Origin of the sequence: Halomonas sp. RT37, assembly GCF_040070525.1 — a bacterium.
GTDB lineage: Bacteria > Pseudomonadota > Gammaproteobacteria > Pseudomonadales > Halomonadaceae > Halomonas > Halomonas litopenaei.
In genome coordinates, this window is record NZ_CP098827.1 from 4,867,935 (window position 1) to 4,889,290 (window position 21,356).

17 protein-coding genes are annotated in these 21,356 nt (G+C 62.9%); 3 read left to right on the forward strand and 14 right to left on the reverse strand.

What is annotated here, in order from left to right; all coding sequences use genetic code 11:
• Window positions 1-72: 72 nt before the first annotated feature.
• The 5 genes from phoU to NFG58_RS21290 form a co-directional block, all read right to left on the reverse strand.
• On the reverse strand, window positions 73-807 hold the full coding sequence (phoU, locus tag NFG58_RS21270; protein WP_108131973.1) for a phosphate signaling complex protein PhoU: 735 nt from the start codon (window positions 805-807) through the stop codon (window positions 73-75).
• 32 nt (window positions 808-839) lie between these two features.
• Window positions 840-1,613, reverse strand: a complete 774-nt coding sequence (gene pstB, locus NFG58_RS21275; protein WP_348828149.1) for a phosphate ABC transporter ATP-binding protein PstB — start codon at window positions 1,611-1,613, stop codon at window positions 840-842.
• 86 nt (window positions 1,614-1,699) lie between these two features.
• Entirely contained in the window at window positions 1,700-3,265 is a 1,566-nt protein-coding gene (pstA, locus tag NFG58_RS21280) for a phosphate ABC transporter permease PstA (RefSeq protein ID WP_348827326.1), read from the reverse strand.
• On the reverse strand, window positions 3,262-4,404 hold the full coding sequence (locus NFG58_RS21285) for an ABC transporter permease subunit (RefSeq protein ID WP_231498563.1): 1,143 nt from the start codon (window positions 4,402-4,404) through the stop codon (window positions 3,262-3,264). The genes pstA and NFG58_RS21285 overlap by 4 nt, the downstream gene beginning before the upstream one ends.
• Before the next feature lie 150 nt (window positions 4,405-4,554).
• Window positions 4,555-5,457: a phosphate ABC transporter substrate-binding protein gene (locus NFG58_RS21290; protein ID WP_348827327.1), complete on the reverse strand. Its 903-nt coding sequence runs from the start codon at window positions 5,455-5,457 to the stop codon at window positions 4,555-4,557.
• Here NFG58_RS21290 and NFG58_RS21295 point away from each other — a divergent pair.
• On the forward strand, window positions 5,456-5,683 hold the full coding sequence (locus NFG58_RS21295; protein WP_348827328.1) for a hypothetical protein: 228 nt from the start codon (window positions 5,456-5,458) through the stop codon (window positions 5,681-5,683). The genes NFG58_RS21290 and NFG58_RS21295 overlap by 2 nt on opposite strands.
• A 57-nt stretch (window positions 5,684-5,740) precedes the next feature.
• Window positions 5,741-6,148 carry a hotdog domain-containing protein gene (locus NFG58_RS21300; RefSeq protein ID WP_124804648.1) on the forward strand — a complete coding sequence of 136 codons (408 nt, stop codon included), beginning with the start codon at window positions 5,741-5,743 and terminating at the stop codon, window positions 6,146-6,148.
• 182 nt (window positions 6,149-6,330) lie between these two features.
• Here the strand turns inward: NFG58_RS21300 and NFG58_RS21305 are convergent, their stop codons facing one another.
• From NFG58_RS21305 to hexR, 4 genes are all read right to left on the reverse strand, one after another.
• Window positions 6,331-7,431, reverse strand: a complete 1,101-nt coding sequence (locus tag NFG58_RS21305) for a TRAP transporter substrate-binding protein (RefSeq protein WP_108131970.1) — start codon at window positions 7,429-7,431, stop codon at window positions 6,331-6,333.
• 190 nt (window positions 7,432-7,621) lie between these two features.
• Window positions 7,622-7,837, reverse strand: coding sequence for an aquaporin (locus NFG58_RS21310; protein WP_258183932.1), 216 nt, complete (start codon window positions 7,835-7,837; stop codon window positions 7,622-7,624).
• Between the two features lie 39 nt (window positions 7,838-7,876).
• Entirely contained in the window at window positions 7,877-10,081 is a 2,205-nt protein-coding gene (gene uvrD / locus NFG58_RS21315; RefSeq protein WP_108449567.1) for a DNA helicase II, read from the reverse strand.
• 84 nt (window positions 10,082-10,165) lie between these two features.
• Window positions 10,166-11,026, reverse strand: a complete 861-nt coding sequence (gene hexR / locus NFG58_RS21320; protein ID WP_045994481.1) for a transcriptional regulator HexR — start codon at window positions 11,024-11,026, stop codon at window positions 10,166-10,168.
• 298 nt (window positions 11,027-11,324) lie between these two features.
• Here hexR and NFG58_RS21325 point away from each other — a divergent pair, with 298 nt between their 5' ends.
• Window positions 11,325-11,537, forward strand: a complete 213-nt coding sequence (locus NFG58_RS21325; protein ID WP_045994480.1) for a hypothetical protein — start codon at window positions 11,325-11,327, stop codon at window positions 11,535-11,537.
• 446 nt (window positions 11,538-11,983) lie between these two features.
• Here the strand turns inward: NFG58_RS21325 and NFG58_RS21330 are convergent, their stop codons facing one another.
• From NFG58_RS21330 to glmS, 5 genes are all read right to left on the reverse strand, one after another.
• The gene (locus tag NFG58_RS21330) at window positions 11,984-13,324 is read right to left on the reverse strand and encodes a sodium-dependent transporter (protein ID WP_222567988.1); all 1,341 of its coding nucleotides are present in this window, start codon (window positions 13,322-13,324) and stop codon (window positions 11,984-11,986) included.
• A 306-nt stretch (window positions 13,325-13,630) separates the two neighbouring features.
• Complete coding sequence (locus NFG58_RS21335) at window positions 13,631-14,479, reverse strand: DUF72 domain-containing protein (protein ID WP_348827329.1); 849 nt, start codon at window positions 14,477-14,479, stop codon at window positions 13,631-13,633.
• 337 nt (window positions 14,480-14,816) lie between these two features.
• Complete coding sequence (locus NFG58_RS21340) at window positions 14,817-16,121, reverse strand: DcaP family trimeric outer membrane transporter (protein WP_348827330.1); 1,305 nt, start codon at window positions 16,119-16,121, stop codon at window positions 14,817-14,819.
• A 1,000-nt stretch (window positions 16,122-17,121) separates the two neighbouring features.
• Entirely contained in the window at window positions 17,122-18,771 is a 1,650-nt protein-coding gene (locus NFG58_RS21345; protein WP_348827331.1) for a BCCT family transporter, read from the reverse strand.
• 567 nt (window positions 18,772-19,338) lie between these two features.
• The gene (gene glmS, locus NFG58_RS21350) at window positions 19,339-21,177 is read right to left on the reverse strand and encodes a glutamine--fructose-6-phosphate transaminase (isomerizing) (RefSeq protein WP_348827332.1); all 1,839 of its coding nucleotides are present in this window, start codon (window positions 21,175-21,177) and stop codon (window positions 19,339-19,341) included.
• Window positions 21,178-21,356 lie beyond the last annotated feature (179 nt).

The following is a 21,356-nucleotide window of genomic DNA, read 5'->3' on the forward strand; positions in this document are numbered from 1 at the left end:
TGGCCCGATGCTCAGAGTGCAGGCAACGACCCTGACGGGGCCGGCCTATTGACGCCGCTCAGGGCGTCGAGGTCAAGACGTGCTGCTGTCGTCGAGCAGTTCCTGGTTGAGGTCGTCAGGGGCGATGTGACGGATATCAAGGCCCTTGACCAGATAGATGACGTACTCGGCCAGGTTGTTGGCGTGATCGCCGACACGCTCCAGCGCGCGCAGGATCCACATGATGCCCAGTACCGGAGAGATCGAACGCGCATCCTCCATCATGAAGGTCATCAGCGAGCGCATGGCGCTCTGATACTCGCTGTCGACCCGCTCGTCTTCCTGCACCACCTGCATCGCCAGTTCGGTGTCGAAACGCGCGAAGGAGGTCAGGGCGTCACGCATCATGTGACGCACGTGCTCGCTGATATTGCGCACCTCGACGAAGCCGCGGGTGCCGTTGTTGCCGTCGACCAGTTCGATGGCGTTGCGCGCGATCTTGCTGGCCTCATCACCGATGCGCTCGAGATCCGACGCCGCACGAATCACCGCCAGTACCAGTCGCAGGTCCGAGGCCGCCGGCTGACGGCGTGCCAGCACGCGGGTGCACTCGTCGTCGATCTTGACCTGCATGTCATTGACCGCACGGTCGTTGTCGACCACACGAGAGGCCAGTGCAGAGTCGGCGTCGAGCAACGAACTGACGGCATCCTGCACCTGCTTTTCCACCAGGCCACCCATGGCCATCAGGTGGGTCTTGAGTTCCTCGAGCTCATGATTGAACTGCCTCGAGATGTGCTGGCTGTGGGTATCGCTGGTGATATCCATGAAGGTCTCCTGAAGAAGCATGGGACGGGACGCTAGCCCACCATGCGTCCAGTGATGTAGTTTTCGGTGCGCCTCAGGCGCGGATGCGTGAACAGGGTGTCGGTCGGGCCGTACTCCACCAGCTCACCGTTGTGCAAAAACGCCGTATAGTCCGACACCCGCGCCGCCTGCTGCATGTTGTGGGTCACCAGCACCAGGGTCAGGTGCGGCTTGAGTGTGCGAATCAGCTCCTCGATCTTCAGCGTCGAGATCGGATCCAGGGCCGAGGCCGGCTCATCGAGCAACAGCACCTCGGGTTCCACCGCCAGGGTCCGGGCAATGACCAGACGCTGCTGCTGGCCTCCCGAGAGCGACCAGGCCGACGCCCGTAGACGCCCCTTCACCTCCTCCCACAGCGCCGCCGACTTCAGCGCCCATTCGACCACGTCGTCGATGCGACGCTTGCTCAAGCCTCCCTGCAGGCGCAGGCCAAAGGCGACGTTGTCGTAGATCGACATGGGGAAGGGATTCGGTGCCTGAAACACCATGCCCACCCGACGCCTGAGCTCGGCCACCGCCACCCTGGGGTCATGGATATCGTGGCCATCCAGATGAATCTGACCCTGACGACTGACGTCCTCATTGAGGTCGTGCAGACGATTCAGGGCGCGCAACAGCGTCGACTTGCCGCAGCCGGACGGCCCGATAAAGGCCGTGACCCGATGGCGTGGAATGCGCAGGGTCAGATCCTTGAGCGCCGTCTTGCCGCCATAGGCCAGGGTCAAACCCTGGATATCCAGGCAGGTATCGGCCGCGGAAAACTCCATGACCGCCCCGCGTCGATTTCCCAGTCTTGCCTGGGCCAGCTGACGCTTGGGCAGCTCGCCATCGATGGACATTGCCTCTCCCTGCATCATCGGCGCACCGGGGCACCATGACGCTTACGCAAATAGTGACGCATGAATATTGCAGTCAGGTTAAGCACCAGAATCACCGTGACCAACAGTAGCGCTGTGGCATATACCAGCGGCATCGCCGCCTGGACATCGCTGGAGTGAAAGGCCGCGTCATAGATGTGATACCCCAGGTGCATGAACTTCCTTTCAAGGTGGAGGAAGGGGAACTCCCCGTCCAGCGGCACCTGTGGCGCCAGCTTGGCGACCCCGACCAGCATCAGCGGCGCTACCTCGCCGGCGGCCCGGGCCACCGCCAGGATCAGGCCGGTCAGCATCGCCGGCGTGGCCATCGGCAACACCACCCGGGTCAAGGTCTCGAAGCGCGTGGCCCCAAGCGCCAGAGCGCCTTCACGCTGGTGCAGCGGGATCCGCGAAAGACCTTCTTCGGTGGCCACGATCACCACCGGCAAGGTCAACAGCGCCAGGGTCAGCGAGGCCCACAGCAGCCCGCCGGTGCCGAAGGTCGGCGAGGGCAGCGTCGATTCGAAGAACCAGCGATCGATGCTGCCGCCGATGCCATAGACGAAGACCCCCAGGCCGAACACGCCGTAGACGATGGACGGCACCCCGGCCAGATTACGCACGCCGATCCGGACCAGTCGGGTCAATCGACCCTGGTGGGCGACCTCATTGAGATAGACCGCCGCCAGCACCCCAAAGGGCGTGACCAGAATCGACATCAACAGCACCATCAGGATGGTGCCGAAGATCGCCGGCCAGACGCCACCAGCGGTATTGGCGTCGCGTGGCCCCTGGGACAGAAACTGCCACAGCTCCCGCACCCAGTGGCCGAGTTTTTCATGCCAGGCCATGGCGTTGGGGCGCCAGGCCTCGAGTATCTCGGCAAGGGCTTGTTCCTGACGGCGCCCTTGACCATTCTCGAGCACCACCAGGTCACCCTGCATGCGCTGCTGAAGCTCACTGGCCCGGCGCTGCAGGTCGGCCAGACGCCGATCCTCCGAGCGGTGGCCATCCTGGTCTTCCATGCTGCGGATCAGCGGTAATATCTCGTCGTGGGTCAGACGCCGACGTTCGTCGCGCAGGGCATTGATCTCCTTCAGCCGGGACTCGAGCACCGTCCAGGCATCCGGACCGGTCAAGCGCTGATCACCCGACTGCAAGGCCACCAGACGCCCCAGGAAGGTGCCCCAGTGGCGCCGCTCCAGCACCACCAGATCCTCCGGCGTGGTGTCTTCGGTGATCTGGTCATTGGCGAGCCACCGCCAGATGCCACCGCCGTCATCACGATTGGCGGTCAGATAGCGCCGCTCCAGCCCCTGCCCGGAGGGTAGTTCGCGGGTCTCCAGGGGAACCCCTATCACCATCTCACCGCTCTTCAGGGTCAACTGGTGGACCGTCGCTGGCCAGAAATTGGCCAGGCCCTTGACGCTCAACAGCACCAGCAAGGCCCCCAGCATGATCAGCGACAGCGCCACCGAGGCCGCTGCCAACCAGGCCCAGGGGCCCTCTCGGGTGCGCCGCTTGCCGGGCATGCCCACCGCGGTGTGGCCGGGAATCTTCATGCGTCCCCCTTACGCCGGGTAAAACGACGCTTCAGGCGGGCGCGCACCACCTCGGCCAGGGTGTTGACCAGAAAGGTGAAGGCAAACAGGGCCAGCGCCGCCAGCAGCAACAGCCGATAGTGGCTGCCCCCGGGTGCGGCTTCCGGCAGTTCGATGGCGATGCTCGAGGCCAGCGACCTCAAGCCATCCAGCGGGCTCGCCGTCATCAGCGCGCTGTTGCCGCTGGCCATCAGCACGATCATGGTCTCGCCCACGGCGCGCCCGGCGCCGATCATGATCGCCGAAAAGACACCTGGCAGCGCCACCGGCAGCATCACCCGGGTGAGCGTCTGCCAGCGGGTCGCGCCCATGGCCTGGGCGCCTTCGGCCAACTCCCGAGGCACATCGCTCAGCGCATCCTCGGCAAGCGCGTAGATGCCGGGAATCACGGCAAAACCCATGGCCAGCCCGACGATCAAGGCGTTGCGTGCCTGCACGTCGAGCCCCCAGGACTCCTCGACCCACAGGCGCAGGTCGCCATCGAACCACCATCCTTCCCACATCGGCGCCACACTCATCGCCAGCCACACCAGCAGCAACAGACAGGGTATCAACCACAGGGCCGCCCAGCGTAACGTCAGGGCAGCCTTCAGCCGATCGGGCAACCACCGGTAGCCCAACGCCAGCAGCACCACCGCCGCGGGCAGCACCACCACAATCGACAGCGACTGCGCCAGGTGACGTTCGACCCAGGGCCCCAGCGCCAGACCCGCGATAAACCCCAGCACCACGCTGGGCATCGCCTCCATCAGCTCCAGCGTCGGCTTGAGCCGTGCGCGCAGGCCGGGAGACATGTACAGGCTGGAGTGCGCCGCAGCACCCAGGGCCAAGGGAATCGCCACCACCAACGCCCAGGCGGCCGCTTCCAGGGTGCCCCACAACAGCGGGGCCAGGCTCGCCTGGGGCACCGCGGCGTCATCCAGCCGATGGGGCAGCCAGCGATACTCGGGCTCGCCGCTCACGTCTGGCGATGACCACAGCGCCTCCAGCGGAAAGCTAGCGCCATCCGGCCAGAACAGCGGCAGCACTTCGACCAGCAGAAATACCGCAATGGCGACCACCGCCAACAGCACGCCAACCCCTCCGGCCGTGATCAGCATGGTCGCCAGGCGGTCACGTCGCTGTCTCGTCTGGTGCAGTGAGGTTATCGGAGAAGGGTCAGACATTGATCTTGGGCCATCGGTGTATAGCGAAAGATTACGACAACTTCATGACACCCAGATGACAACCCGGCCGGGGCCTGGCATCTCTCAAGGCCCGTCCCGTGGCAGTTCAGCCAGCCCCAGGGCATGTCGCTGAGCGGCCAGCACAGACGGCGGCAGCGCCACGAAACCCAGCTCCTTGACCACCCGTTGGCCCGAGGGTGACAGCACCATGTCGAGAAAGGCCCGTTCGACGTCGGGAAGCTCGCCCTCGGGTGGGCGATTGACGTAGATCAACAGGTCCCGTGACAACGGATAGCCGCCGCTTCGCAGCGATTGTCGGCGCGGAAGAATCCCGCCTTCGGCGTTGCCGATCGCTACCGCCTTGACGTCCGCATTCAAGTGATTCAGGCCGGCGTAACCGATGCCTGCGGGATCGTCACCCACGGCGGCCACCACGGCGGCAGAGCCCGCCGACACCATGACCGATACCTTGAATTCGCCGTCACACAGGGCGCGGCGACGAAACAATCCATGGGTGCCGGAGACCGCGTTGCGGCCATACAGGTGGATGGTGCCCCCCGGGCGCTCGAGCCCCAGCTGCTGCCAGCGCTCGATGCTCTCGCTGGCACCGCACGCGAGGGTGTCGGAAAAGATCGCATCGAGCTCTGCTCGAGACAGTCGAGACAAGGGGTTGTGGCGATTGACCACCACCACCAGGGCATCCTTGCCGACCACCACCGGCGTCGGCGCGTAGCCATGGCGCTCGAGAAAGGCCGCGGACTCGTCCTCCTGCATGGGTCTGGACATGGGGCCCAGCAGGGTGGTGCCGGCGATCAGGGCAGGCGGTGCACTGGCCGAACCGGCCACCTGAAGCTGCAGCCTGACCCCCGGTCGCTGTTCTTCGAACTGCTCGCCCCAACGTAGCATCAACTCCGCCATGGTATCCGAGCCTACCGCATCGAGAGAGCCGGCCACGTCATGGGCGGCAACCTTCGCCGACACCAGCATGGCGGAAAGCACCAGGCCCGAGACCAGCCTCGACGCCACTCTTGGCGCCACTCCCGGCGCCACTCTCGACACCGCTGCCGGCGCTTCGCTCGACACCGCTATCGACAGCGTTCTCGGCCCCCGGCTGGGAGCCAACAGCGTGCGCTTGAGCGCACCTATGCAACGCGACAACCTAGACATGCGCTCCCCTGGGCGTTTCATGACACCAACGGTAGAGAAAGACTGACCCGGGTGGGTACCATGACGACACAACAACATCCACGACCAGGCGCCGCCCACCATGATGACAGAACTCGATGACGTTCCCGTGCCAAAGGGACAGCTGACGCTCCAGCTGGCCGCGACACGACAGCATACCAATGCCCACGGCGATATCCCGGCAGGTTGGCTGGTGGGCCTGATGGATCAGGCCGCGGAATGGACCGCCAGCCGCGAGGCGATGGGACGTACCGCCACCGTCGCCATCGAAGGCATGGACTTTCTGTGCCCGGTGCGTGTCGGCTCGCTGGTCTGCGTCTACACCGAGGTGCGCGATATCGGCCACAGTTCCATCAAGATCGACGTGGAGGTCTGGATCCGGTCCCTCCAGGACGCCGAAGACGCCGACCTGCATAAGGTCACCGAGGCGCGCCATGTGATGGTGGCACTGGATGACAACGGGCGTATACGCGGCGTCCGATCCGATACCTGAGCGATACCTCAGCAAGAGCTGGGAACGCGACCGGCGAGAGAGAGGTGCGAGCTAGACCTGCAAGATAGCCCTTCAAGAGAGGCGCGCCCGTGGCGCGCCTGGTTTTCCGTCGCTAGCCTTCATCACCTCGCCAGGCCCGTCACCGCCGGGTCTGCGCCACCACTTTTGAGCCTTGCCTGGCGTCAGGACTCGCCTTGGCCAAGCACGCTATCGCGGGCCTTCAGGTAGGCGAACTCACCGACGTCAGAGAACTTGCGGACCTGGCGCTGGAAATTGCGATAGGACTCGTAGATCCGCGCCGACGCCTCGTCGTTGTCGACCTGCTTCTGCAGTACCTGCTGCGAGGAGTCATGCAGGGCCGCCAGTACTTCCTCCGGAAACGAGCGCAGCTTGACGCCATGCTCGTTGACCAGAGCGTCCAGGGCCTCGGCGTTGCGGAAGGCAAATTCGCTGATCATGGCCAGGTTGGAGGCCTTGGCGGCTTCGTTGACCACCGCCTTGAGGTCATCGGGCAGCGCATTCCAGGCATCCAGGTTGACCGTGCCTTCCAGCACCGCGCTGGGTTCATTCCAGGCCGAGGTGTAGTAGTAGTCCGCCACCTGATGCAGACCAAAGGCCAGATCATTGTAGGGCCCCACCCAGTCGGCGGCATCGAGCACGCCGGTCTGCAGGGAGGTGAAGATCTCGCTACCCGGAATGGTCAGGGTGGTCACGCCGATCCCGGCCATCGCCTCGCCGGCGAGCCCTGGCAGACGCAGCTTGAGGCCCTGCATATCCTCGAGCGAGTTGATTTCCTTCTTGAACCAGCCAGCCATCTGGGTGCCGGTGTTACCCACCGCGAAAGGCTTGAGGTTGTGGTCGGCGTAGAGCTCGTCCCACAGCTCCTGGCCGCCGCCGTAGTACAGCCAGGCGTTGGTCTCGGTGGTGGTCATGCCGAAGGGCACGGCGGTAAAGAACTGAGAAGCCGCGACCTTTCCCCGCCAGTAGTAGGAAGCGGAGTGGCCCATCTCGGCGGTTCCCTGGGACACGGCGTCAAAGACCTCCATCGGCGGTACCATCTCGCCGGCACCATGGACCCTGACCTTCATGCGTCCGCCGGACATCCGCTCGATACGCGCTGCCAGATCGTTGGCTCCGGTGCCGAGGGCCGGAAAGTTCTTGGGCCAGGACGTCACCATGTTCCAGGTGATGGTTTCCTGTGCGCTGGCGGTATTGACGAAGGGGGCGGCGGCCACGCCGGCGGCGCCGAGGCCGGCTGTCCTGAGGAAGGAACGACGTTCCATGGGGCGAGCTCCTGAAGCTTGTAGTGTCGACGCCGGGAGCGCAGAGAGCCGCGCTGAAGCGCCATTCCCCGCGCTCGGCGTGGTGTCCGCCAAGCAGTATGCGGCAAAGCGAAATTCGCCTGCAAGCCACCACCATGCAGGTCGGCCCGGCGATGGCCGGGCCGGTTTCCTGCGTCTTGCTCAAGTCACCTCAGGTCGCCTGCTCGCCCACCGGTCGAGCGCTTCCGATCAGGCGGTAGACAAGCGCACCCAGCACACCACCGATCAGCGGCGCCACCCAGAATAACCACAGCTGCGCCAGCGCCCAGTCACCCACGAACACCGCCACCGCCGTGCTGCGCGCCGGATTGACCGAGGTGTTGGTCACCGGGATGCTGATCAGATGGATCAGTGTCAGCAGGCCCATGGCGGTCACCGGCGCCTTGATGACTAGACTGAGACCCCGCTACAGTGCCTCCAGCTTGGCGAAGCCCAGCACCAGCCACTTGTCGCCGTGGCCTTCGAAGCTGACCTGGACACGGGCCCGCTCGCCCTCTCCTTCGGCGTTGAGGATGACCCCCTCACCGAATACCGGATGGCGCACCCGCTGGCCCAGCGACAAGGCAGGTAGATCGCCGCTCGCCTCCACGGTCGTCTGGGCGAAGCGCGACGGCGCTGGCCGGGCGCTGACCGGACGCGATACCTGGCCACGCAGACGCACCTCCTCGAGCAGCGACTCCGGCAGCTCACGCAGAAAGCGTGACGGGCGCTGAAAGGTCTCCTTGCCATGCATGCGCCGGATCTCGGCGTGGGTGAGGTAGAGCTTCTGCATGGCGCGCGTGACCCCGACGTAGCAGAGCCTGCGCTCCTCCTCCAGGCGCCCGGGTTCTTCCAGCGACATGCGGTGGGGAAACAGGCCTTCCTCGACCCCGGCCACGAACACGATGGGAAATTCGAGTCCCTTGGCCGAGTGCAGCGTCATCAACTGGACGCTGTCCTCGAATTCGTCGGCCTCGTGCTCGCCGGCGTTGAGGGCAGCTTCGGCCAGAAAGGCTTCCAGCGCGGCCATGCCCTCCCCCGCTTCGACGTTGTCCAGCGTCTCACCCTGGGTGAAGGCACGGGCGGCGTTGATCAGCTCTTCCAGGTTCTCGACCCGGGCCTGCCCCTTTTCACCCTTCTCGCTCAGATGATGGTCGATCAGTCCACTGCGCTGATTCACGTGGGCGATGATCTCGTGAAGCGCCATCCCCGAGGTGTCGTTGTCGAGGCCTTCGATCAAATTGGCAAAGGCACCCACGGCGTTGGCCGCACGCCCCTTGAGCGAGCCTTCGGCCAGGGTGTCGTGGATCGCCTGCCACAGCGACACTTCGGTACGACGGGCACGATCGCGCAGTCCCTCCACGGTGCGGGTACCGATACCGCGGGCAGGGACATTGATCACCCGCTCCAGCGAGGCATCGTCGTCGCGGTTGAGCAGCAGCCGCAGGTAGGCCAGGGCGTTCTTGATCTCGAGGCGCTCGTAGAAGCGCTGGCCCCCGTAGATGCGGTAGGGCATGCCCTGGCGGATCAGGGTCTCCTCGATGACGCGGGACTGGGCGTTGGAGCGATAGAGGATGGCCACCTCCTGGCGCTTGAACCCCTCGTCGACCTTTTCCTTGATGGTGTCGACGATGAAGCGCGCCTCCTCCATGTCGTTGAAACCGGCGTAGACCGAAATCGGTTCGCCACGACTGCCGGCGGTCCACAGCTCCTTGCCCATGCGATCCGAGTTCTGCTTGATCAGGGCGTTGGCGGCGTCGAGGATGGCGCTGGTGGAGCGATAGTTCTGCTCCAGGCGCACCGTTTTGGTGTCGCTGAACTCCTGCTCGAAGCGACGAATGTTCTCCACCCGTGCCCCGCGCCAGCCGTAGATCGACTGGTCGTCATCGCCGACTACCGTCATCGGCGTGCGCTGTCCGGTCAACAGCTTCAGCCAGGCATACTGCAGGGTGTTGGTATCCTGGAACTCGTCGACCAGTACGTGGGCGAAGCGCTCCTGATAGTGGGCCAGCAGAGCAGGATTGTCGCGCAACAGCTCGAGGCTCCTGAGCAGCAGCTCGCCAAAGTCGACCAGGCCGCCACGTTCGCAGGTCAGCTGGTAGACGTCATACAGCGCCACCATCTGCTCCACGTAGGCGTCACCGTTGATCCGGACCTGGTGAGGACGCAATCCCTCCTCTTTGCAGCCGCTGATAAACGACTGCACCTGACGGGGCGGAAAACGCTCGTCGTCGATCTTGTTGTCCTTCAACAGGCGCTTGATCAGACGTAGCTGATCATCGGAGTCGATGATCTGGAAGTGCTGGGGCAGACGAGCGTCCTGCCAATGGGTACGCAGCAGGCGGTGGGCGATGGAGTGAAAGGTACCCACCCAGACGTGGCGCAGCGAGATCCCCAGCAACGCCTCCAGGCGAGTGCGCATTTCCCTGGCGGCCTTGTTGGTGAAGGTCACCGCCAGCACCGCGTAGGGCGAGAGACCTTCCGCCTGCATCAGCCAGGCGATGCGATGGACCAGCACGCGGGTCTTGCCAGAACCGGCGCCGGCGAGCACCAGCATATTGCCCTGGGGAGCGCAGACCGCCTCATGCTGCGCCGCATTGAGGCCGTCGATGATCGCCGTGACGTCGTCCATGGAGAAGGCACCGCTCGAGATCGAAAATGGGCGCCCAGTCTATCACAGCGATGCTGGATAAATGGACAGGCAGGGCGCCCTCGGTCAGGAAGGATCGGACTCCGGATAGCGCAGTGGGTTGAGGCTGCGCTTTACCGCCTTGAGCTGCTCGGCGAGCTTGGGGCCCCGGGTCTTCGCCACTCCCACCGCCAGCACGTCGACCAGTACCAGATGGGCGATGCGGGAACTCATGGGCGTGTAGATCTCGGTGTCTTCGGGCACATCGATGTACAGCGGCAGGTCGACTTCGTCCGCCAGGGGGGAGCCGCTGGGACAAAGACCGACCACGGTGGCGCCCGCCTCCCGTGCCAGCTTGACGCTGGCCACCAGTGCCCGGGTGCGGCCGGTCTGCGAGATCGCCACCACCACGTCGCCTTCCTTGAGGGTCACCGCCGACATGTTCTGCATGTGCGGATCGGCGTAGGCGGCGGTGGAAATCTGCAGCCTGAAAAACTTGTGCTGAGCATCGAAGGCCACCGCACCGGAAGCTCCGTAGCCGTAGAACTCGACGCGATTGGCCATGGCCAGGGCGTTGATCGTCTTGTTCAACGCCTCGTTGTCGAGCCGGTCCCTGATCGACAGCAGGGTCCCCACCGTGGAATCGAAGATGCTGTGGGAAAACTCGGCCACGGAGTCGCTGTCATTCATCGAGAACTGCGCGAACTGGCTGCCCGACGCCAGCATCTGCGCCAACTTCAGCTTGAAGTCCTGAAAGCCGTTGCAGCCCAGGGCCCGGCAGAAGCGTACCACCGTGGGCTCGCTGACCTTGGCCTCGGTGGCCAGATCGACGATACGCATGTGGATAACTTCGTCGGGGTTGCGCAATACGAAGCGTGCGACCTTCTGCTCCGACCGACGGAAGTGCTCCATGCGACGTCGCATTTCATCAAACAGCGCGCGACTCACCCTCTACTCCTTTGACTGGCTGGGAGGACCCGGAGCTGGCAGGGCGCAATGCCCGTCGCTATCGATCCGGTCTGGTTCCAGTATGCCCCATGACGGCGTCAAATGCGCCCTGTGCTGCGTCATGCATCGAGCCCCCAGGCCGCCCCTGCTCAACCGGATGGATTTTTTTCTAGCGTTGGCAGAACGTTGCAGGATTGACGTCCACACCGTCATCTTTTTGTCAACTGGGGTATAGTAAAAGGGCAGTGTCGCGCAGCGTCCTGGATGCCGGCACATTCACTGCATAGGAGAATCGATCATGCGTAATGTCGAAAGGTTATCCTCCGTCAAGAGTGAACTCCTCGACATCTTCATGAGCATGGAAGTCGCCGAACACGAAAGGCGCTCCCGCACCGCGGCCCAACGCAACCTGCGAGCCCGCCGCGGCATCGAGCTTCATCGGGAATTCAAGCGTCTATCCGAAGACATCGCCGAACTGCCAGAAGACGGCAACGACGACGAAATGCACTGACCCGGTAGACTGAACCAGCACGCGTGGCCGCCGGCCCGACGTGCGCCAGACCGCCAACAACGCGGGTCTGTACCATAATTCGGGGCCTGGCCGCTGGCTCGAGCGACGGCCGGCCCATCCCTTGCGAGAATCGCACCGACGAGACTCGCCATCAGGTGTCTGTCGCCTGAAAGCCCCAGGCGCGTCAAAGGCACCGCCAAGCGTCCCTCCTGGCATGCTCTCCCAAATGCATGCCTTTGGCTGCAGGCATCAATGAACAAGCACTGACGTCTCGTTGGGCTCCCGCTGAGGCCCCACTGCCACCTCGTTGACGTCCGCCTCTGGTCACTCTGTACGGGCAGTCTTGCCCTGCCGCCCGGTTCCGATGGATCGCCTGGCATTGCCTGTCAACGCAGAGACCCGGCACAAGGCCGGGTCTCTGGTCTGGCATGCAGCAATGACGCCTGTTACAGGCTGGAGATGAACACCACCGCCACACCGATGGGCGCCACGAAGCGGGTCAAGGCGACCCACAGGGCTTCCTTGCCACCGGACAGACCGAGGTCTTCGGCCACGCCTTCGCGGTTGAGGAACCAGCCCGCGAACAGGATGGCACCCAGGCCGGTCAACGGCAGCATGAACTTGCTGGTCAGCTTGTCCAGCAGGTCGAACACCCCGAGGCCAAACAGTACCGGGTCACTCCACACGTTGAAGGACAGCAGAGCGGCGATACCCAGCGCCCAGGCGCCGATGCCGGAGACCACCGCCGACGCGGAACGCGACAACGGCGTGCGCTCTTCGACAAACTCGACCACCGGCTCGAGCAGCGAAATGGCCGAGGTCAGGGCGGCGAAGGTCAGCAACAGGAAGAACATCAGGCCCAGGATCAGGCCACCGCCCATATTGCCGAAGGCCAGCGGCAGGGTGACGAAGATCAGGCTCGGGCCGGAGGCCAGGTCGAGCTGATTGGCAAACACGATCGGGAAGATCGCCAGGCCCGCGCCGAGTGCGATCACGGTATCCATGATCACCACGGTGCGCGCGGTCTTGATCAGGTCGACCTTCTCGCCGAGGTAGGAACCGTAGGCGATCATGATGCCCATGCCCAGTGACAGGGTGAAGAAGGCGTGTCCCAGCGCTGCCAGTACCACCTCACCATTGAGTGCTGTCCAGTCCGGGTTGAACAGATAGTTCAACGCCTCACCGAAATGGCCGGTGGTCATGCCGTAGCCCACCAGCACCACCAGCAGCAGCGCCAGGGCCGGCATCAACACGTTGACCGCGCCTTCCAGGCCCTTGGTCACGCCGCGAGCAACGATACCGATGACCAGCAGCATGAAGATGGAGTGCCACAGCAGCAGCAGACCGGGGCTTGCCAGCATGCCGCTGAACAAGGCGCCGATACCGTCGGCGTCCTGGCCGCTGAAGTCACCGGTCACGCTGCCGAGGGTGTAGTACAGCGACCAGCCACCGATCACGCTGTAGAACGACAGGATCAGGAAGGCACCGATGACCCCGGCGACGCCGACCAGGGCCCAGACCTTGGGCTGACCGGCCTTGGCCGCGACGCTGGCCATGGCATTGACCGGATTGCTTTGCCCACGCCGACCGATCATCCACTCGGTGACCAGGATCGGCAGGCCGATCAGGCCGATGCACAGCAGGTAGACGAGCACGAAGGCGGCACCACCGCTCTCGCCCACCATGTAGGGAAACTTCCAGATATTACCAAGCCCGACAGCGGAACCGGTGGCGGCGAGGATAAAGGAAAAGCGCGATGACCACTGCGCGTGTGTCGTTTTGGACATAAATCACCCTTCGGATACGTGTCGTCATCGATCGATCGGATGCAATGACGGCGTTGTGTTTGTAGTCGCCACGTCCTCGATGGTCCGGGTCACGGATCCACCGATGTACAAGGGGTCTGACGGATGTCAGCAGGATCACTGCCGGCACACCACTCTTCCCCAGCGCAGGGTTCGCGCTGGTCGAGACCGGTGGGTCCAGGCGAGTCACCATCCAAGGATAAGGAGGCGACCGTCTCTGGCCCGTGGCAAGTGACGAACAGCCGACAAAACTAGCGTATGACAATAACAAACGCCAGCCAACAATGGTCAAAGCAGCTGATTCTGTCGATCTCCCGGAAACCCGGGCAATGCTTGCCACCCCATTCTATCGGCGACTCTGGCGTACAGGTTTCTGGCCAGTTCCGGAGCCTCGCGATTATCCGCCGTATGCACAAAAAGAAAAGGGGTTTTCCCCTGTTTTATCCACAAGGCGAGCTGGTCTATCCAGGGGGTGAAATAGTGCTCGTTGATGGCGCTGTCAAGATGGCCAATGAAACGTATCACAGGAAATTTTGCTGTAGAGATCACGTGTAGTGGGCGTCTTGGCTTTTCCGCACGAGCCTGGATCAATCCCGAATGGGCCTCGGGCGGTCCGGAAAACAACGGCCTGACATCCAGCATCACGCGATCGGCGCCATGACTTATCAACAGGGCGTTGATATCTCTCTCGGCGCTCCCCTTGTGGAAAAATTCACTGTGGCGCAGTTCTACTGCGCAGGGTACGTCTTGTGGCCAATCTCTTAGAACCTTCTCCAGAGCAGGCACCTCCTCAGGACCAAAGTCCCTGGGGAGCTGAATCATGACCGGCCCGAGGCGGTCCTTCAGTGGCCACAGGGCCTCGACGAAGTCACCCACATCGGTCTCGACCTGGCGTAATCGTTTTGCATGTGTCAGCGCCTGGGGCAGCTTGAAGCAGAAGCGAAAGCCCGGTGGCGCTTGGCGGGACCAGCCTTCCACCGTCCGTGGCCTGGGCGCCCCGCTGTAGAAGGTGGTATTTCCCTCGACGGCGTTGAATACGGCGGCGTAGTCGTTGAGCCAACCCTCGCGCCCGGCGTGGGGTGGGTAGAGACCACCACGCCAGTCTGGATTGGCCCACATCGGCAGACCAATGTACATGGGTGGTTGCGCTGATCGATCGTTCAAGAAGGCAGACTCGACGGTTTCAGGGGCGCCAGCATAGCATCGCCCCGCCCGGTGTTGCCGAACGTGGCGATGCTGACAAGCTTCAAGCGGCACCGAGCGTCGGAGCTTCTTTCCCTCAGCCGGGACTCTGTCCGAAAAGCCGACGGGTACAGGGGCTTTTCAGCCTTCTAGGCGCTGTCCGAAAAGTCGACGAGCGAAGGTTAGACAAGGCAAAAATCGGTGAGAAAGCGCAGTTTACGGGGTGTAAATGAGCATTTTGATCCGATTTTTAACGCCGTATTACCGAGCGCAGGCACTTTTCAGACAAGCCCTAGAAGTCGTACTTGGCGGAGAACTGAACCCTGTCCAGGTCGAAGGTATCGCCGTCCACCTCATCCAGGTCGTAGCGCTGGTACTCCGCCGACAGCGTGGTGTTGGCAAAGGGCGACCACATCAGGTTGAGGAAGAAGCTGTCGTAGCTGTCGGTGTCGTCGCCGGAACCGTTGCTGTCGAGTTCAGTCGCCGAGTAGGCGATGCTCGAGCGCAGCGTGTCGGTCCAGTAGTGACGATAGATGGCCGAGGCGCCCCAGGACTCCACCATCTTGATCTGACCGTCCTCCACCTTGGCGTTGGGGTAGGCGCCCAGCGCCATGTAACGCCCCAGGTTGCCGTAGTTGGCCTGCAGCATGAGGTCGTCTTTTTCGAACACCGGGAATCGACCGGTCAGGCTGTAACCGGCCCCCCAGCGACTGTCGTCGTCCTCGGCGTCATCCAGGCTGAAGCGCCTGACCACGGTGGCCGCTGAAACATGCCCCCACTCCTGATCCACATTGACCCGGGCCACCATGTCTGGGGTGTCCTGGTCATCGTCGCCGTCCTCGGGATTCTCCACCGCGAACTGCAGGCTGCCCCAATCCAGCGGGTAGGTATAGCGAAGCTGTGGCTGGCGCACGAAGATCGAGCCGGTATGGGTACTGAAGGCGTCGATCTCGCCGAGTCCCTTGAGGTCCATGAAGGTGGACCAGTACTGCCCGGCCAGCCAGTTGCCCCAGCTCAGGTAGGCGTGGCGCAGGCGCGGCGCGTAGGAGTGCGAAACAAATTCGTTGGCTTCGTCGTCGGCGCCATAGAAATCCGTCTCGATATAGGTCTTCATGGTATCGCCACCGAGCGGTGTACTGGTACCGAAGCTCAGACGCGTTTCCCGCGCACTGAAACTGACGCGGTTGTCGGCATCGTCGTCGGTGGCGCGCAACAGCCCCGCCGTCACCGTCTCGTTGGCCTTGCCGTCGCTGAGTCCATTGTCGGAGAACGCCGCCTGAGCCTTGATGTAGCCGCCAAAGGACACCGTGGTATCTCCCACCAGGAAGTCGCCACTGTCGGTGCGCTTGACCACGTTCTCGCTGACGTCGGCGACATCCTCCTGCATGCTGGCCTGCTGGTTGATCAGGTTATCGATCTGGGCCTGCTGCTGTTCAACCAGTTGCATGGCCGCCTGCTGTTGGGCCTTGAGCTGTTCGATCTGGGCCTTCAGGTCATTGAGTTCCTGCATCGACGTCTGCGCCTCGGCCACGATCGGCATCAGCACACAAAGGCCGGTTCCCGTCAGCAAGGCGCTTGTGGATCGCAATCCGCTCATCGCCGTCTCCCTTCATTATCGTTGTCGTGGCGGTCGTCATGGCAGCTGTCGCTGAACTGAATCACCGACGCCTGCACGCTCGGAGACCCAGGCATGACCGGCAATCCACTCGCAGGGATGGCGACCACGTATAACCAAGCGCTTAACTAACGACTATAGAAATGAAGGTTAGAGAACGGCGTTTGATATTGTGCCCAATGGAGCACGCAAAAGAAGCGTCCGAATTAGCAAAACAATAGAAATATATCTTATAAATTCATAATGCTAGAACCGAAAAATATGGAAAATTCTGAGCTTTCTTCTTTATTAAGTACCGGTACTGCATATATCGATAGGCAGTAGAAGCTGCGCCCAGGTTCTCGGGCCGGCAGCGCGGAGCCTGTCAACACAGATGACACATGAAATGCTTCTGACTCTTTAACACCCTGCCGCCAGGGGCGCCGCATTCCTCTCGGGATTCAGGTGCGCTACCTCTGGCAGGCCGAGGTTTCCGATGTCCCAGGACCAACACTCCGGATAAAGCTGCTTTGTCGCCTCAAAGACCTCCCGGCGCTGCGCCAGGATACCTATGGCCTCGCAGCTATGACGCTGACCCGTCGCGCCGTCGACGATACCTCGCTGCCGACGTCACTCTGGAAAGAGCTCTTCGTCACTTCATGTGGATTTGGGCTGCCGGCACCGAGCGCGTCACGCTCCAAGCGCCTATCTAGAAAAACTGAGTTAATTACCATCAATGACTTGAACATTGATCTATCGAGCTAAGCGGAGCCATACCCCGGTAGACGGAATATCGCGTTGTCCTCGACCGCACCTCCTGAATCTGTGGCGACACTTGAGCCTACGCTTCTCTCAGCACTACACAACAGGAAGGGAACAAGCCCGACCTGGTGAGGCCGGGCAAAGTTGAATGCAGCAAAACGGGATCAGTCGACGTTGTTGTGACAGCAGATAGAGTATTTACAACCGAGAAAATCCGACAGATTTCGCATGATGAGAGGACTCAGCCACCCCGGCGGCGTAACTGACGAAGCTCGCCGTTCAGCGCCTTGATGATGGTGTAGCACATCACAATCATCACCACCGAGAAGGGGATCGCGGTGGCCGTGACTCCGGCCTGGAGCGCCGAGAGTCCGCCGCCGATCAGCAGTACGATGGCAATCAGGCCTTCCACCGTGGCCCAGAACATGCGCTGAGGGCGCGGTGCATCAATCTTGCCACCGGCGGTGATGGTATCGATCACCAGCGAGCCGGAATCCGACGAGGTGACGAAGAAGATCAGCGCCAGGATGATGCCCAGGGTCGACATCAGGCCCGACAGCGGCAGCTCGTTGAGCATGCCGAACAGCGACAGCTCGGGGCTGTAGCTGTCGATCACGTATTCCTTGACCAGGCTGCCGGCCGGATTGGCATATAGCTGGTCGAGGGCGGTGGCGCCGAACACGCCCATCCAGATGAAGATGAACAGACTCGGGATCACCAGCACACAGATCACGAACTCACGCACCGTGCGCCCCCGGGAGACGCGGGCGATAAACATGCCGACGAAAGGCGCCCAGCTGATCCACCAGGCCCAGTAGAAGATGGTCCAGGATTGGCGATAGGCGTCGTCCTCGCGGCCGAAGGGGGCCGACAGCGGGATGAACTTCGTCACGTAGGTCTCAAGGCCGGCCCAGAAGCCGGCGAGCGCTGCCAGGGTCGGGCCGGCGAACAGCACGAAGAAGAAGAACAGCACGGCCATTCCCATGTTGATCTCGGAAAGCCGCTTCACGCCACCTTCCAGACCGCGCCACACCGAGACCAGCGCCACAGCGGTGACGGCTGCGATCACGACCACCTGAGTGGTGATGCTGACGTCCAGGCCGAAGACGAAGTTCATGCCGGCGTTGGCCTGCTGGGCGCCGAGGCCGAGCGAGGTGGCCAGGCCAAACAGGGTCGAGAATACCGCCAGGATGTCGATGACGTGGCCCCACCAGCCCCAGACGCGATCACCCAGCAGCGGGAAGAACGCCGAACGGATGGAGAAGGGCAGGCCCTTGTTGTAGGTAAAGATGGACAGCGCCAGCGCCATCACCACGTAGACGGCCCAGCCGTGGATGCCCCAGTGCAGATAGGTGCCGGCCAGCCCCATGGCGGTGGCGTCGGCGACGGCCTCAGCGTTCAGTTCCCCGTCGCTGCCGAAGGGCGAGGGCGTGCCCAGCGGCGAGGAGACGTTGGCGTGATAGACCGGTTCCAGCACGCCGAAGAACAGCAGGCCGATGCCAATGCCGGCCGCGAACAGCATCGCAAACCAGGACAGGTAGCCATACTCCGGCGTGGCGTCGGGGCCGCCCAGGCGGACCTTGCCGTATGGCAGCACGACCAGTGCCAGACAGAACAGGATGAAGCCGTCCACCACGATCATGAAGTAGCTGTCGAGGGTGCCGGTGGAGAAGCTGACAATGGACTGAAAGAGATTACCGGCTCGCTCGGGGAACAGCAGCGTCAGCACGATGAAGACAATCGAGGCCAGCGCCGAGATGGCGAAGACCCGGTTGTGTATATCGAAGCCGATAGGCCCCAGGCTGCCCTCTAAGTTGTCCTGCCCGACGGTATAGTCCGTCTGCATGTCGTCCGAAACCGGGGTTGGAGCCTGCTCGCTTTGAGTACTCATGAATGATGCTCCTGTGGATGGAAACACACTGGCCGAGTGAGTCTCGCACACGTCAGCTGTTGGTGTGACAGGACAAGCGATGAGAGCTGAGGCTCCCTTACCAGTAGCGGAAAGATTGAGCTCTCGGCGTCACTATGTGCACCGGAAACAGCAGCCCTCCCCTGAAACCATCTACCCCGTGCAGGTCAGCACAACAGGGGGGACCGCAAATAACGCGTGGAAATATCAACGAAAGCGACGCCGCTTTCCGTTCAGCGCCTTGATGACTGTATAGCACATCAGAATCATCACCACCGAGAACGGAACGAGATATCGTCAAATCCGGTGCCGGACTATTTGGCGGCAGTCCTGTCTGATTGTTCGGTGACTTGCTCTCCATCCTTGAACTGAAGCGGCCCCCATTCCCAGGCAAAAAAGAGCGCGGGACACCGGGGTGTCACCGCACTCTCTTTAGCCTCCAAGAACAAGAACGGACTGCATCAACACCTTCTCTGGAGTTGATGGGAAGATTTCCCTTCCGTCACGCCGAGTCTGCGACCGCTGCCGTACTATCGCTAGACGGTATGTCTACTCCACCGTCACCGACTTGGCCAGATTACGCGGCTGATCGACGTCGGTACCCTTGAGCACCGCCACGTGGTACGACAATAGCTGCAGCGGCAGGGTGTAGAGGATCGGCGCCAGTGCCTCGTGGACGTGGGGCAGATGCAGCACCTGGATGCCCTCGCTGGCGTTCAGGCCGACGTTCTCGTCGGCGAACACATAAAGCTCGCCGCCTCGAGCCCTGACCTCCTGCAGATTGGACTTGAGCTTGTCCAGCAGTTCGTCGTTGGGCGCCACCGAGATCACCGGCATCTCGCTGTCCACCAGCGCCAGAGGGCCGTGCTTGAGCTCGCCCGCCGGGTAGGCCTCGGCGTGAATGTAGGAAATTTCCTTGAGCTTCAAGGCGCCTTCCTGGGCGATGGGGAAGTGGGCGCCACGTCCCAGAAACAGTGCATGGTGCTTCTCGGCGAAGGCCGTGGACAGACGCTCGATGGCCTCGTCCAGCCCCAGCACCTGGCTGCACAGCGCCGGCAGGGTCCGCAGTGCGGCGACAATATCCGCCTGCTCGTCCTCATCCATGCCTCGCACTCGGCCGAGCGCCAGGGCGAACAGCATCAGCGCGGTCAACTGGGTGGTGAAGGCCTTGGTGGAGGCCACACCGATCTCGGGGCCGGCCTGGGTCATCAAAGTGAGGTCGGCTTCGCGCACCAGCGAGCTGCCCGGTACGTTGCAGATACCCAGGCTGCCCAGGTAGTTGTCCTGCTCCATGGCAAAACGCAGCGCAGCCAGGGTGTCGGCGGTCTCGCCGGACTGGGACAGGGTCACGAACAGGGTGCCCTGGGGCACCACCACCTTGCGGTAGCGATACTCGGAGGCGACCTCCACCTGCACCGGGATGCCGGTATAGCGCTCGAGCCAGTAGCGCGCCACCATGCCGGCGTGATAGCTGGTGCCGCAGGCCACGATATGGATCTGGCGGACCTGCTGGAACAGACGCTCGGCGTCGGGGCCGAAGCTTTCCACCAGCACCGACCGGTCGCCCAGGCGGCCTTCCAGCGCCGCAGCGATCACCGCCGGCTGTTCGTGGATTTCCTTGAGCATGAAGTGGCGGTACTCGCCCTTGCTGGCGGCGCCGTCACCATGCTCGAAGGTCTGGACCTCACGCTCGACCGCGGACCCCTCGGAATCGAATATCTCGATGCGACCATTGGCGGACAGGCGAACCACGTCGCCTTCACGCAGATAGATGAAACGATCGGTCACCGGCAGCAGCGCCAGCGGGTCGGACGCCAGGAAGGCCTCACCGATGCCGACGCCGACCACCAGCGGGCTGCCCTTGCGCGCGCCGACCACCACATCGGGCTCGTCCACCGCCAAGACGCCCAGGGCGTAGGCGCCGTCGAGGCCAGCGACGACCCGCTGGAAGGCGCTGAGCAGATCACCGTCGCGGCGAGACTCTCGCTCCAGCAGGTGGGCGATCACCTCGGTATCGGTCTCGGACTCGAACACATAGCCCTGATCGGTGAGTTCCCGACGCAGCTGCTCGTGATTTTCGATGATGCCGTTATGCACCACCGCCAGGCGGTCCCGCGACTGGTGAGGATGGGCGTTGGGCTCGCTGGGACGGCCATGAGTCGCCCAGCGGGTGTGGGCAATGCCACTGAGTCCCAGCAGTGCACACTCTTCCAGTCGCTCCTCGAGCGCGGCCACCTTGCCCACCGCGCGCTGTCGCTCCAGAGTCCCCCTGGAGCTGCGTACCGCCATGCCGGCACTGTCATAGCCGCGGTACTCGAGGCGCTTGAGGCCTTCGAGCAGAATGTTCTGTACGTTGCGCTGGGCCACCGCGGCGACGATGCCACACATAGGCGTCACTCCTTGAAAGTATCGTTATTGGCTACCACTGAACGGCGAAACAGGGACACCGCAGCGATAAAACCGGGCTCGCCGGCGATCGGCTGGCTGTCTAGCCCGGATCGGCGGCCATATCTCCGCCATCAGTCGTCCTTGAGCCCTTGGCCTTGGCCATCTGGCGGGGACGGCCC